This is a genomic window from Actinomadura rifamycini DSM 43936 (assembly GCF_000425065.1).
GTDB lineage: Bacteria > Actinomycetota > Actinomycetes > Streptosporangiales > Streptosporangiaceae > Spirillospora > Spirillospora rifamycini.
Window position 1 is genome coordinate 509053 of record NZ_AULB01000003.1, and the last position, 13417, is coordinate 522469.

10 protein-coding genes are annotated in these 13417 nt (G+C 75.4%); 3 read left to right on the forward strand and 7 right to left on the reverse strand.

Annotated elements, in window-relative coordinates; all coding sequences use genetic code 11:
• Positions 1–17 precede the first annotated feature (17 nt).
• The gene (locus tag H505_RS39390; protein WP_051300045.1) at positions 18–4160 is read right to left on the reverse strand and encodes a HEAT repeat domain-containing protein; all 4143 of its coding nucleotides are present in this window, start codon (positions 4158–4160) and stop codon (positions 18–20) included.
• A 50-nt stretch (positions 4161–4210) separates the two neighbouring features.
• Between H505_RS39390 and H505_RS0102220 the strand changes: the two genes are divergently transcribed.
• On the forward strand, positions 4211–4912 hold the full coding sequence (locus H505_RS0102220) for a PIG-L deacetylase family protein (RefSeq protein WP_026400660.1): 702 nt from the start codon (positions 4211–4213) through the stop codon (positions 4910–4912).
• A 126-nt stretch (positions 4913–5038) separates the two neighbouring features.
• Here the strand turns inward: H505_RS0102220 and H505_RS0102225 are convergent, their stop codons facing one another.
• The gene (locus H505_RS0102225) at positions 5039–5875 is read right to left on the reverse strand and encodes a DUF3710 domain-containing protein (RefSeq protein ID WP_026400661.1); all 837 of its coding nucleotides are present in this window, start codon (positions 5873–5875) and stop codon (positions 5039–5041) included.
• 17 nt (positions 5876–5892) lie between these two features.
• Positions 5893–6354, reverse strand: a complete 462-nt coding sequence (gene dut / locus H505_RS39395) for a dUTP diphosphatase (RefSeq protein WP_034516383.1) — start codon at positions 6352–6354, stop codon at positions 5893–5895.
• Positions 6355–6556: 202 nt separating this feature from the next.
• Here dut and H505_RS0102235 point away from each other — a divergent pair, with 202 nt between their 5' ends.
• Positions 6557–7828 carry a cytochrome P450 gene (locus H505_RS0102235; RefSeq protein WP_026400662.1) on the forward strand — a complete coding sequence of 424 codons (1272 nt, stop codon included), beginning with the start codon at positions 6557–6559 and terminating at the stop codon, positions 7826–7828.
• Between the two features lie 78 nt (positions 7829–7906).
• Here H505_RS0102235 and H505_RS0102240 read toward each other — a convergent pair whose 3' ends face one another.
• Both H505_RS0102240 and valS read right to left on the reverse strand, forming a co-directional pair.
• Positions 7907–8797, reverse strand: coding sequence for a metal-dependent hydrolase (locus H505_RS0102240; protein WP_034516162.1), 891 nt, complete (start codon positions 8795–8797; stop codon positions 7907–7909).
• 143 nt (positions 8798–8940) lie between these two features.
• The gene (gene valS, locus H505_RS0102245; RefSeq protein WP_026400664.1) at positions 8941–11472 is read right to left on the reverse strand and encodes a valine--tRNA ligase; all 2532 of its coding nucleotides are present in this window, start codon (positions 11470–11472) and stop codon (positions 8941–8943) included.
• A 130-nt stretch (positions 11473–11602) separates the two neighbouring features.
• Here valS and H505_RS0102250 point away from each other — a divergent pair, with 130 nt between their 5' ends.
• Positions 11603–11890, forward strand: a complete 288-nt coding sequence (locus H505_RS0102250; RefSeq protein WP_026400665.1) for a DUF4235 domain-containing protein — start codon at positions 11603–11605, stop codon at positions 11888–11890.
• A gap of 183 nt (positions 11891–12073) precedes the next feature.
• On the opposite strand, the gene H505_RS39400 is transcribed toward H505_RS0102250, so the two are convergent.
• Positions 12074–12898, reverse strand: a complete 825-nt coding sequence (locus H505_RS39400) for a hypothetical protein (protein ID WP_425248238.1) — start codon at positions 12896–12898, stop codon at positions 12074–12076.
• Positions 12899–12913: 15 nt separating this feature from the next.
• Positions 12914–13207: a DUF4193 domain-containing protein gene (locus H505_RS0102260; protein ID WP_026400666.1), complete on the reverse strand. Its 294-nt coding sequence runs from the start codon at positions 13205–13207 to the stop codon at positions 12914–12916.
• Positions 13208–13417: the final 210 nt, after the last annotated feature.

A 13417-nucleotide genomic window follows, 5' to 3' on the forward strand; every position in this document is an offset into this window, starting at 1 on the left:
GTCCCCTTTCCCTTTCATTATCGCTCAGGGGCGGGCGTCCGCCCGTCCCGGATGCGGCCGATGACCTCCGCGTAGAACCGGCGCCGGTCGGGGCGGGCGCGGCCCTCGGCGTGCCGCAGGTCCGGGATCGCCCGCTCGCCCAGCCGGACGAGCGCGTCCCGCGCGTCCCGCGCGACCACCGGCCGCGGATGGTCCAGCAGCGCGATGAGGCCGGGGACCGCGGGCGCCCACTCCGCGTGGGCCAGCGTCCGGATCGCCGTCAGGACCACGTCGGAGTCGCGGTCCTCCAGCAGCGCGACCGTCCGGTCCAGGTACTCCTCCCGGGGCAGGACCCGCCGCGCCGCCCGGAGCGCCTGCAGCCTGATCCTGCGCTCCCGGTGGCCCAGCAGCTCGGCGAGCAGCCCCGCCAGCTCGGGGTCGGGCGTCCGAGCCCCTTCCACGAGGCGGGCGAGCGCCCGCCGGACGTCCGGCACCGCGCCCTCGCGCGCCCGCGCGAGCAGCTCCGCCCGCGTCGGTTCGGGCGGCGGGTCCCGCCGCTCGCGCAGCGCCGCGAGCGCCTCCGCGTCCCGCCGCGCCGCGCCCGGCGGCCGGAACGGCCCGTCGACGAGGTCGAGCCGGTCCGCGAGGTCGCCGCGCCCGTCCGCCCGGAGCCGCTCGACGGTCCGCGCGAGCACGGGCGTCCGCAGCACCGGGCGTCCGGCGACGAGGTCGAGCAGCCCCCACTCTCCCGCCTCGACCCGGCTCTCGATCGCCCCGGCCACGAGATCGGCGGGCGCGCGCCGCAACGCCGCCCGGGCCCCCGCGCGCACCCCGGCCCCGCCGTGCTCCCACGCCTCGACGAGCACCGGGACGAACCCGCCGATCCCGTCCGCGTCCAGACACCCCACGACCCGCACGAACCGTTCGAGGGCCGCCGCGTCGGCCGAGCGGCGCGACGGCCGCACGGATGCCCCCTCTCCCGGGAGGTCCAGGAGGGTGCCGGCGAGCCGGGGCGTGACCTCGATGTCGAGGCGTCCGTCCAGGTAGGCGTGCAGGACGGGAAGCCGCACAGCGGGCTCGGGACGGTCGAGGAGCAGCCTCGCGGCGGTCGCGCGCTGCTCGGCCGTCCCGTCCTCCAGCATGCGCAGCAGCCGTTCGCGCTGGACCGCCGACCACGGCTGGTCGAGGTCGTCCGGGTGCGGCGTCCGCTCCGCGCGCGTCCGCCGGGCCTCCTCGCCGATCGTCCAGGCCGGGACGCCGAGCGGCTGGAGGGCGAGCATCCAGTCGAGCAGCTCGTCCCGCGCCTCGGGCGCCGCCGCCGGGAACACCTCGATCAACGCGCCCAGCCACTCCCGCGACGACCGGCCCGGTGCTTGCCCGGCGGTCGCACGCAGCCGCCGGACGGCATCGGCGGAGCGACCGGCATCACGCAACCTCGCCACAAGCCCGGCCGGCGCGTCGAGGCCCGGGCCGTCCCCCACCGCACGCCCGCTGCCCGCAGCCCCCGCGACCGCCCCGGCGGGCTCGTTGCGCGGCGGCTCGCAGGACCGGGAGGGGGTCGCCGCGCGGCCCCCCGAAGGCGCGGCACGGCCACCCGAAGCCGCGGGGGCCGACGCGGCGGGGTCCTCCGCCCGCGGCTCGCGGGGCGGGCGGGCGAACGCTTCGCGCAGGAGTGCGGTTTCGGCTTCCGCGGGGTTCTCGCCGTGGCGGGCGGCGGCGAGGGCCCGGCGGAGTTCGCCGCCGGTCGGGGCGTCGCCGCAGCGGTGCAGGAGGACGAACACGTCGCGGCTCGGGGGCAGGGTGTGCAGGCGGGCGGCGAGGGCGCGGCGGCCGGCGGGGCCCGTGCGGGGGATCACCGCGGCGAGCAGGTCGAGCAGGCGGGTCCGGGCGCACCCGTCGAGGTGCGGGACGGCGTCGGCGAGGGAGCGCGCGGACGTCGCGAAGCACGCGAGTTCGGCGTCCGTCCACGGGGGCCCGCAGAGGGCCAGGACGAACCGGAGGACGGACGCGCCGGGATCGCCGGAGGCGGCGAGGCCGAGCCAGTGCGGCAGCATGGCGCGGAGCGCGGACTGGTCGGCGGCGCGGGGCGTCTCGGCCGTCACGGCGCGGCGGGCGACCTCGGGCGCCCAGCCGTGCTCGGCGAGCCACGCGGCCGGATGCTCGCCCGTCCTCCGCAGGACCGACAGCAGGCGGGTGCGGGCGCGGGCGTCGTCCGTCCCGTCGGCCGCCGCCCGGACGGTCGCGGCGAACGCGCCGCGCAGGGTCGCGCGCAGGGCGCCGACGAGGGCGTGGCGGAACCCGGGGTTGTCGTGGCGGGCCAGCCAGGCGAGGAGGGCGGGGACGGCTTCGGGCGCGCGCACGGCCGACAGCGCCCCCGCGGCCGTCTTCTTCACGTTCATGTTCGGGTGGTCGAGGCAGGCCGCGATGGCCGGGGCGGCCCAGGCCGCGTTCGCCTCCTCCAGCGCGAGGAGCGCGTGCCGGACGGTCTGCGGGTCCTCGGCGCGGGTCAGCGGGACCAGGCTCGCCGAGAGCGCGCGGGCGTCCCGGCCGGCGAGCAGCCTGATCGCCTTCTTGCGGACGTGCGGGTCCCGGTGCCGCAGCAGCCGGTGCACCCGGGGCCGGACGGGGCGCCCGCAGCCGCACGGAAGGTCGAGCAGGATCGCCTGCTCGGCGGCGGTGAGGCCCGGACGGTCGAGGAGGTCCAGGGCGAGGTCGGTGACGAGGCCGTGCCCGGCCTCGCGTTCGGTCGCGGCGTCCAGCAGGCGGCGGGGGCGGATCGCGCCGCGCCGGTGCAGCCGCGCGCCGAGGCCGCGGACGGCGTCCACGACGTCGGGCGGGACGGTGGGCTCGGGGCCGTCGCCCCGGGCGGCGGCCAGATCGGCGACGACGCGCAGGAGGAGGTCGGCGATGGCGGGGAGGGACGTCGCGTCGCCGTTGCGGGCGAGGCGGCACAGCGCGTCGGCGGGGTCGCCGGGGTCGGGGTGCGCGGCGAGGACGGCGAGTTCGCGCGGGTCGGGACCGCCGAGGTCGTCGGCGACGCGGCGGGGCAGGTCGCGGGGGTCGAGCCGGTCGAGCAGCGCGCGGCGGCGGGCGGGATCGGCGGTGAGGTGCCACAGGATCTCGAGGGCGCGGTGGCGGTGCGGCCGCAGGTGGGGGGCGACCGCGCCGCCGTCGAGGCCGAGTCCCGCCCACAGGGCGTCGGCGGTGCGGGCGCCGCCGACGGCCTCGAGGGCGTCGAGCGCGGCGGCGGGCGCGCCGGGCAGCAGCGCGAGGACCGTCTCCTCGGCCGGGACGTGCCGCAGGTCGCGGATCGCCCGCAGGTACGGGACGGGGTCGGCGGCGCGGCGCGCGAGGGCGGTGACGGCGCCGCCCGCGTCCAGGCCGGGGGCGCCCTGGGCGTCGAGCGCCACGAGGATCTCGAGCCGCCGCGCCGCGTCGCCGTCCGCGCGGGTCAGCTCCCGCAGGGCGGCGCGGCGCGCGGTGTACAGGACGATCGCGACGTCCTCGGCGGGGATCCGCCGGTCGGCGAGCGCGAGGCGGACCACGGACGGGACGTCGCGGTCGCGCGGGAAGCGGCCGCGCCGGTGCAGGCCGGTCAGGCAGGCGACGGCGGGGGCGGCGAGCAGCTCCGGGTCGGTGCACGCGAGGGCGAGCAGGTCGGACACGTCGTCGCGGTCGGCGAGGCCGCCGAGCAGTTCGAGCGCCCGCCGCCGCACGGCGGGGGCCCGGCCGGGGTCGGCGGCGGCGTCCCGCACGAGGTCGCGGTGGCCGTGCCGGGCCGCGGCCTCGAGCGCGGCGCCGTCCGGTCCGGACGCGAGCAGCCGGAGGACGCGGCCGCGCGGCAGGGGGTCCAGGACGGCCCAGGGTTCGGCGAGCTCGCGCAGCGCGGCGGGGACGTCGGCGGCGAGGTCCGCGACGAGCGCGCGCGCAGGGGCGGGCGGCAGCAGGCCGGCGTGCAGGGCCTCCCGGACGACCCGGAACGCCTCGGCGCGCAGGACGGGGTCGGGGCGGGCGGCCAGTTCCCGGGCGAGCCGGCCGGGGTCCGCGACGGCGCCGGCGGCGAGCCCGCGGACGGCCTGGTACAGCGGCTCCCCGGCCGGTTCGTCCCGGACCTCGGCGGGACGGGCGGCGATCGCGCCGCGCAACCGCTCGATCCGGACATGCATCGCCGTTTCGGTCACGGCGCGATCCTAGGCGGCGGCGCGGTGCGCCGCTCGGCGATTATGGGGGCATGGAAGCGGTACCTGAGGACTGGGAGCGGGCCCTCGCGATCGTCGCGCACCCCGACGACCTGGAGTACGGGGGCTCGACGGCCGTCGCCAAGTGGACGGCCCAGGGCAAGACGGTGACGGAGGTGCTCGCCACGCGCGGCGAGGCCGGCATCGACGGGATGGATCCGGAGGAGGTGGCCCGCGTCCGGACGCTCGAGCAGATCGAGGCGGCCCGGATCGTCGGCGTGGAGACCGTCGAGTTCCTCGATCTCCAGGACGGGGTGCTCGAGTACGGGCTGCCGCTGCGGCGCGTCCTGGCGGCGGCGATCCGGCGGCACCGCCCGGAGGTGGTGGTCTCGGTCAACTTCCGGGAGTCGTTCCCGGGCGGCGGGTTCAACATGGCCGACCACCGGGTCCTCGGGCTCGCGGTCGCCGACGCGATCCGGGACGCCGCCAACCGGTGGGTCTTCCGGGACCTGGGCCTGGAGCCGTGGCAGGGGGTGCGGTTCGCGCTGTTCGGCGGGTCGCCGGAGGCCGGGCACTACGTGGACGTCACCGGCCACCTGGAGACGGGCATCGCGTCGCTGCGCGCGCACGAGGTGTACTTCTCGAACCTGGGCGCGGACTTCGACGCCGCCGCGTTCCTCACCGGCATGGCGGAGCCGGCCGGACGGGCCGTCGGCGTGGCGCACGCGATGCCGTTCGAGCTGATCGAGACGTGATCCGGGCGCGGCCGTCCGGGCGCGGCCGTCCGGGACGCGCCGACCGGGCGGCCGGGCGGGACCCGGCCCCGCGGCGGGCGGCCGCACGGCGCCCGGCCGCGGGTCGGGCGGCCGGGCGGGGACGGGTCAGCGCACCTCGGTGATCTCGGGGCCGCGCTCGAACGGCTTGAACTCCTGCTCGGCGGGCTCCTCGTCCTGCGCGTCCCCCTCGGACTCGCTGAACTCCTTCGGGATCTGCAGTTCGAGGAGTTCGCGGGGCGGCATCGGGGCGTCGCCGCGCACGACGACCACGCCGCGCAGCACGTCCTCGAGCACCTGCCACTGCTCCTCGTCCTCGATGGCGGCGCCCTGCACGACCGCCTGCAGGAACCAGCGCGGGCCGTCCACACCGAGGAAGCGGATGATCTGCGGCGCCCAGCCCTGCTCGACGAACTCGGCGGGGATCTGCTCGCGGACCTCCTGCGGCATCTCCGCGAGGACCTCCTCGGTCAGCGCGGCGGGCACCATCGCGAGGAGCTCGGCGCCGAACGGGCCGTCGCCCTCCTGGGTCTGCCCCTTCGCCTGCTCTTCGATGTCCTTGGCGGTCTCGGCGCGCACGTCGTCCCAGATGCCGCTGCGCTTCGGCGCGGCGAAGACCTGGAGCTGCATCGCGCTCTCCTGGTGCTGCACCAGGACGGCGACGGGACGGCCGTCGAGCGGCTTGCCCTGGTCGTCGACCCGGGTCGCCTCAAAGTTGACCTGGAACCCGAGGCCGGGCGCGACCGGCACCTGCAGGGACCCGAAGTCGAGGCGCTGCATCTCGGGGAAGGAGTCCTCGGAGTCCCAGGGACCGCCCGAAACGGCCTCGGGCTCGGCGGCGGCGTCCTCCGCGGCGGCGTCCTCGGCGTCCTGCTGCGCCGGCTCCTCGGTCACCTCGGGCTCCGCACGGCCCTCCTCGGCCCGTCGGCGACGTCCAAAAGCCACGACTCACACTCCTTCTCTCAACCTTCATCGGGGTGGGAGTACCCACCCGTGGAGCCGAACCCGCCGGTTCCGCGCGCCGATCCGGGAAGGGCGGCGACCTCGTGGAACACCGCCGTCTCCACCCGCTGCACGACCATCTGCGCGATGCGGTCGCCGCGCCGCAGCCGGACCGTGGCGCGGGGGTCGGTGTTCAGCAGGGTCACCTTGATCTCACCCCGATAGCCGGCATCGACGGTACCGGGTGCGTTGACTATGGTCACCCCCAACCTAGCGCCCAAACCGGACCTCGGGTGAACGAAAGCGGCGTAGCCGTCCGGCAGGGCGATCGCGATCCCGGTGGGGACGACCGCGCGCTCGCCCGGCGGCAGTTCGACGTCCTCGGCGGCGACGAGGTCGGCCCCGGCGTCCCCCGGGTGCGCGTAGGAGGGCAGCGGCAGCTCCGGATCGAGCCGTTCGATCAGTACGTCGACCTTGCCCACCGTCCACCTCGCGCTCGCGTCGAACCGCCTCGGAAACCACCTGACAATACCGACTCCGCGCACCCGTCCCGGCGCTGAAACGCCGCCGCGACACGGCTCCGGCCGGGTAAGTGATCCTTGACGTCGCCCGGCGACCTCGCTTCCATGGAAACCGAACTCCATTCGGAGACGAGCCCCCCAAGGACGGTGCGAAGTGGCGACGATGACGCGGGACCCGGCGACCGACCTGTCGGACCTGGAGTTCTGGTCCCGGCCGCAGCGCGAGCGCCTGGCGGCGTTCGCCCGGCTGCGGGAACGGGAGCACCCCGAGTTCTTCCCCGAACTGGGACTGCCGTTCATCAAGCAGGGCCCGGGCTACTGGGCGCTCACCCGGCACGCGGACGTGGTGGAGGCGAGCCGGACGCCGCAGGTGTTCAGCAGCGAGCCCACCTCCACCACCATCCCCGACATGCCGGGGTACATCGCCCGCTACCTCGGCTCGATCATCAACATGGACGACCCGCGGCACGCCAAGATCCGGCGGATCGTGTCGCGCGCGTTCACCCCGCGGGTCCTGGAGAAGCTGGAGACCGACATCCAGGCGACGGCGACCCGGATCGTGGACGACGTCCTGGAGCGCGGGCCCGGCGACTTCGTCACCGACGTCGCGGCCCGCCTCCCGCTGACGGTCATCTGCGACATGGTGGGCGTGCCGGAGCCGGTGCGGCCGATGGTCTTCGACCGGACGAACACGCTGCTGGGCATCGGCGACCCCGAGTACACCGCGGGCCGCGACTTCCGGGGCGAGATCACGCGCATCGGCGCGCTGTACGTCCTGGTGCGGGTGGTGACGGCCGCGTTCGAGCTGAACCACCTGGCGATGAAGCTCGCCCGGCGCCGCCGCCGGTACCCCGCCGACGACCTGATGTCCGCGCTCGTCACCGCCGAGGTGGACGGGGAGCGGCTCACCGACAAGGAGATCGGGTCGTTCTTCATCCTGCTCGTCGTGGCCGGGAACGAGACGACCCGGAACGCGATGTCGCACGGCCTGAAGCTGCTCACCGACAACCCCGAGCAGCGGGCGCTGCTGGCGGAGGACTTCGAGGCGCACATCCCCGGCGCCGTCGAGGAGATCGTCCGGATGGCGACGCCCGTCATCCAGATGCGCCGCACGGTCACCCGCGACCACGTGATGAACGGCCACACCTACCGGACCGGCGAGAAGGTCCTGCTGTTCTACAACTCCGCCAACCGGGACGCCGAGGTGTTCGAGAACCCCGACGCCTTCGACATCACCCGGTCGCCGAACCCGCACGTCGGGTTCGGCGGTCCCGGGCCGCACTTCTGCCTGGGCGCGAACCTGGCCCGCCGGGAGATCACGGTGATGTTCCGGGAGCTGTTCACGCGGGTCCCCGAGATCCGGGCGAACGGGCGCCCCGACCGGCTCTACTCGAACTTCATCAACGGCATCAAGCACCTGCCGTTCACCTACTGAGCCGCGCTCCGGAACGTTCCGGAGCGACGGTCCCGGACGTCGCGGGCGCGTCGTCGCGGCGCCCGGGACCGCCGCGGCTCAGGACGCCCGGCGCCCGGCGGCGGCGAGCGCGGCGGGCGAGGCCGCCAGGTACTCGGCGGCCCGCCGGGTGGAGCACTCGCGGGACGGGTGGTAGTCGCGCCGCAGGTAGGTGCGGGCCGCGGCGATCATGAACCGGTTGCCCGGGAACAGGCCGCGGCGCACGGCCCGCCGGTAGTCGCGGACGCGCGGCCGGACGCCGTGCAGGGTCGGGTCCGCGCGGCACAGGTACGCGGCGCCGACGTACACCGCCAGCGGCATCGCGACGAGGCCGATGGCGAACGAGCGCACCCGCTGCGCGTACCCGCCCGCGACGTGGTCGTACACGTCGAACGCGACGGAGCGGTGCTCGACCTCCTCGGCGCCGTGCCAGCGCAGCAGGTCCAGCATCGTGGGGTCGGCGCCGGCGTCGTCGAGCGCGCGGGCGTCCAGGATCCACTGGCCGAGCACGGCGGTGTAGTGCTCGATCCCCGCGATGATCCCGATCCGCAGCGTCAGCCAGCGGCGCCGGGACAGCCCGGGGACCGGCGGCCGGTCGCCGAGCAGGTTCTTGAACAGCCACTCGATGCGGCGGGTCAGCGGGCGCGGGTCGAGCCCCCGCTCGCGCATCTGCCGGTCGAGGACGCCCTGGTGGGAGTAGGCGTGCACGGCCTCCTGGCCCATGAACCCCTTGACCTCCCGGTACAGGCGCTCGTCGTCCTCCACGAGCGGCAGCGCCTGCTTGTAGACGTGCACGAACCAGCGCTCCCCGGCGGGGAGGAGCAGGTGCAGCACGTTGATGAAGTGCGTGGCGACCGGCTCGCCGGGGATCCAGTGCAGCGGCGTGTCCGCCCAGTCGAACCTGACCCGCCGCGGGGTGATCTCGGGGTGCCGCTCGTCGGTCCCGGTCATGCGCGTCCTCCCCGGCCCGCCCAACAATTAGATTCGACGTCTAATATCTGGAGCGGGCCGGGGGAAGTCAAGGCCGCGACCGTGTGACGGCCGTTACGCGGAACGCCCTCCGGACGGGCCGCGGACGGCCGCGCCGAGCGGTGCTACGTGGCGGGCGCCAGCTCGACCTCGACCGTCAGCGCGGCGGGCGCGGCCTCGAGGGTGAGGTCCGCGATCCGCCCGGCGGCGGCCAGGTCGGGACGGGCGACGCGCACCGCCTCCGCGCCCCGGACGACCGCGCGCGCGACGTCGGCGCGCATCGACGCCCGCGCCTCCGACTTCGCCTTGCGGACCTGCCGCAGCGCCTCGCCCGTCGCGGCCAGCACCGCCGGGTCGCCGTCCAGGGGCAGCTCGGCGGGCGTCGGCCACGCCGCCGCGTGCACCGACCCCTGCCGCCACCACGACCAGACCTCCTCGGTGACGAACGGCAGCACCGGCGCGAACAGCCGCAGCAGCACCGACAGGGCCGTCCGCAGCGCCGCGCGCGCCGACCGCGCCTCCGGCCCGTCCCCGTACGCCCGGGACTTCACCAGTTCGAGGTAGTCGTCGCAGAACTCCCAGAAGAACCGCTCCGTCCGTTCGAGGGCGCGCGTGTAGTCGTAGCCCTCGAACGCCTCGGTGGCGTCGCGCACGACGCCCGCGAGCGACGCCAGCATCGCCCGGTCCAGCGGCTCGGTGACCGCCGCCGGCCCCTCGTCCTCGACACCGCCCAGCCCGAGCACGAACTTCGACGCGTTCAGCACCTTGATCGCGAGGCGGCGGCCGACCTTGATCTGCCCGGTGTCGAACGCGGTGTCGGTGCCCGGCCGCCCGCTCGCCGCCCAGTACCGGACGGCGTCCGACCCGTACTCGCGCAGCAGGTCGATCGGCGTGACGACGTTGCCCTTCGACTTCGACATCTTCTTGCGGTCGGGGTCGAGGATCCACCCGGACAGCGCGGTGTCGGTCCACGGCAGCGACCCGTGCTCCAGATGCGAGCGGACGACCGTGGAGAACAGCCAGGTGCGGATGATGTCGTGCGCCTGGGGCCGCAGGCTGTAGGGGAAGACGCGGCCGAACAGGTCGGCGTCGCGCTCCCAGCCGCCCGCGATCTGCGGGGTCAGCGACGACGTCGCCCACGTGTCCATGACGTCCGGGTCGCCGGCGAACCCGCCCGGCACCCCCCGCTGCTCCTCGGTGTACCCGGGCGGGACGTCGGACGACGGGTCGACCGGCAGCGCGTCCTCGGCCGGGACGATCGGCTCGTCGTAGACCGGTTCGCCCGCCGCGTCCAGCCGGTACCAGACGGGGATCGGCACGCCGAAGAACCGCTGCCGGGAGATCAGCCAGTCGCCGTTGAGGCCCTCGACCCAGTTGTCGTAGCGGGCCCGCATGTGCGGCGGGTGCCAGTTCAGCTCGGCGCCGCGCGCGAGCATCTCGGCGCGCATCCCCGCGTCGCGGCCGCCGTTGCGGATGTACCACTGCCGGGTCGTGACGATCTCGAGCGGCTTGGCGCCCTTCTCGTAGAACTTCACCGCCCGCGTGACCTTGCGCGGCTCGCCGTCCAGGTCGCCGGACCCGCGCAGCATCTCCACGATCCGCTCGCGCGCCGAGAACACCGTCTTGCCCGCCAGCTCCGCGTACGGCTCGGCGGGGACGCCGCGGGGCGGTTCGGCGGCCAGCCGCCCGTCCCAGCCGATCACCGCGCGGGTCGGCAGGTCGAGCTCGCGCCACCAGGTGACGTCGGCGACGTCGCCGAACGTGCAGATCATCGCGATGCCCGAGCCCTTGTCGGGCTCGGCGAGCCGGTGCGCGAGGACGGGCACCTCGACCCCGAACAGCGGCGTGCGGACGGTCGTGCCGAACAGCTCCGCGTACCGCTCGTCGTCGGGGTGCGCCACGAGCGCGACGCACGCGGGCAGCAGTTCGGGCCGCGTCGTCTCGATGTAGACGGGCCGCTCGGGCGCGTGGAAGCGGAGCCGGTGGAACGCCCCGGGCTGCTCGCGGTCCTCCAGCTCGGCCTGCGCGACGGCCGTGCGGAACGTGACGTCCCACAGCGTCGGCGCCTCGGCGACGTACGCCTCGCCGCGCGCGAGGTTGCGCAGGAACGCGCGCTGCGACGCCGTGCGGGACTCCGCGCCGATCGTGGTGTAGAGGTGGTTCCAGTCGACCGACAGGCCGACGCGCCGCCACAGCTCCTCGAACGCCTTCTCGTCGACCTCGGTGAGCCGCTCGCACAGCTCGATGAAGTTCCGCCGCGACACCGGGACCTGCCGCTTCGGGTCCGGCTTCGCCGGGGGCTCGAAGGCGGGGTCGTACGGCAGCGACGGATCGCAGCGGACGCCGAAGTGGTTCTGCACCCGCCGCTCGGTGGGCAGGCCGTTATCGTCCCACCCCATCGGGTAGAAGACCGCTCGACCGCGCATGCGCTGGAACCGTGCGACGGCGTCGGTGTGGGTGTAGGAGAAGACGTGGCCGACGTGGAGGGAGCCGCTGACCGTGGGCGGGGGCGTGTCGATCGAGAACACCTCGGCGCGCGGCCGGGTGCGGTCGAAGCGGTGGACGCCCTCCTCCTCCCACGCGCGTACCCACGTGTCCTCCAGGCCGTCGAGTGAGGGTTTGGCCGGAACATGCGGGGTACGCGGACGCTCTGTCATGCGCCAATCGTATTGACATCGCCCCCGGGCGCATGCGCATTTCCCGGCGCGCCCCGACCGCGTCGACCGCCCGGCCGGGGCGGGCACGGTCCGGTAGCGTCGGAGACGACAGGACGACTGGAGGACGAACATGGCGGACAAGGGCGAACTCGGCTGGCGGCTGACGGCCGGGGCCGCGGCCTTCGCGGGCGGTTTCGTCGCGAAGAAGGTCATCACGATGGCCTGGAAGAAGAGCACCGGCAAGGAGCCGCCGACCAACCCCGAGTCGCCCGACGTGGCGCTCGCCGAGGCGATCGGCTGGGCCGTGATGATGGGCGTCGGCATGGAGGTGGCGCGCCTGCTCGCCACCCGCGCCGTCGCGCACCAGTGGGCCAAGGGCACCGGTGCGCCCCCGTCCCACTTCAAGGTCGAGGGCTGACGGCGGCGGGCGCGGCGGGCGGCGCACGGCGTCCCCGCCGCGCCCGCCGTCCGCTCGTCGGCCGGGGGCTGGATCGGGCCGGGGCCGAGGTTCGGCTTCGGGCGCGGTCTGGCTCCGGGTTCGGGGCCGGCTCCGGTCACGAGGGGGGCGTGTCCGGAACGGGCCCGCGCCGGTCGTCCCGGGTCAGTCCCCGGAGGGCAGCCGCGGCCGGTCGCCCGGAAGCGGGGGCGGCACGCCCGCGGACGCGCGCAGGTCGGTGCGGATCGTGTTGGCCAGGGCCTTCGTCGCGCTCCGGTTGAGCGCGGCCCCCGCCGCCGCTCCGGTGAGCAGCGGCCCCATGGTGGTCATGCTGCGGCCGAACAGCCTCAGCATCCGCTTGCGCAGCGCGGCCTTCGCGGCCGAGCCGAGCGCGCTGCCGAGGGTGCCCGCCTCCAGCGGGTTGATGCCGCGCTGCCGCGCCCAGGACACGACGAACGCGCGGCCCCGCACGGTGCCGGAGCCCTCGACGCGGACGCCGTACACCTCGTGCAGTTCGGCGATCAGCTTGACCTCGATCGCCGCCAGGATCAGGGTCTCGGCGGCGAGCTGCGCGGGGGCGGTCAGCAGCAGCGGCGGTGCGGTGAACTGCACCGCGGCGAGCGCGCCGCCGGCGGCGCCGACGCCGGTGGTGGCGTTGCTCGCGACCCGGACCAGGCTGTCGGCCAGCGCCTCACCGGTCAGGCCGTGGTGGTGCGCGCTCAGGGTCTCCCGGTCGCGGATGGGGATGTGCGGCGCCACCTCGACGAGCAGGTCGCCGAGCCAGCGGCCGCGCGCGATGCCCGCGGCCCCCGCCCTGCGGGCGTTCTGGCCGAGCAGTTTCGCCAGTCGCCCGAGGAGGCGGCCGCGGGTCTCGCGGTCCATGTCCTCGTCGGCGGTGAGCCGGCCGACCAGCTCACCGAGTTCGGCGGAGCCGCCGACGTGCGCCGGCTCCACCTCGTCGTCCCGCCGTTTCTCCAGGTCTCCCGTCACCGGCCCGCCCCCGGGTCAGGCGCACTCACGGCAGATGGGCTGGCCGTTCTTCTCCTTGGCCAGCTGGCTGCGGTGGTGCACCAGGAAGCAGCGGGTGCAGGTGAACTCGTCCGCCTGCCGCGGCACGACGCGGAACGTGAGCTCCTCGTTCGACAGGTCCGCGCCCGGCAGGTCGGCGACCTCACCGGCGTCGAGGTCCTCGTCGATGATGCTCGCGGCCTTGTCGGCGCGACGGGCCTGGAGCTCCTGGAGGCTGTCCTCGTTGATGTCGTCGTCTGTCTTGCGCGGGCTGTCGTAGTCGGTCGCCATCTTCTATCTCCATCCCCCTCAGTGCTTTATGCGCCCCGTCGCGCGGAACTAACGCTCGAGGGACCGTTCTTGTGCCCGATCCGGGCGGGAAATTCTGTCACGGTTGGTGACGTGCGACACACGAGGCGCGACCGTTCCCACGAGTGACACCGATCACCCGCTTCTCTTCCTCGTGATGTGTCTTCCGTCACACGCCCGGCGGGCGTCCAC

What these genes read in the sequence shown, in the direction of transcription:
- H505_RS0102240 (WP_034516162.1), bottom strand. Translation starts at nt 8,797, where the DNA reads ATGACCGGGACCGACGAGCGGCACCCCGAGATCACCCCGCGGCGGGTC.
- H505_RS0102260 (WP_026400666.1), bottom strand. Translation starts at nt 13,207, where the DNA reads ATGGCGACCGACTACGACAGCCCGCGCAAGACAGACGACGACATCAAC.
- H505_RS0102250 (WP_026400665.1), top strand. Translation starts at nt 11,603, where the DNA reads ATGGCGGACAAGGGCGAACTCGGCTGGCGGCTGACGGCCGGGGCCGCG.
- valS (WP_026400664.1), bottom strand. Translation starts at nt 11,472, where the DNA reads ATGACAGAGCGTCCGCGTACCCCGCATGTTCCGGCCAAACCCTCACTC.
- H505_RS0102235 (WP_026400662.1), top strand. Translation starts at nt 6,557, where the DNA reads ATGACGCGGGACCCGGCGACCGACCTGTCGGACCTGGAGTTCTGGTCC.
- H505_RS0102220 (WP_026400660.1), top strand. Translation starts at nt 4,211, where the DNA reads ATGGAAGCGGTACCTGAGGACTGGGAGCGGGCCCTCGCGATCGTCGCG.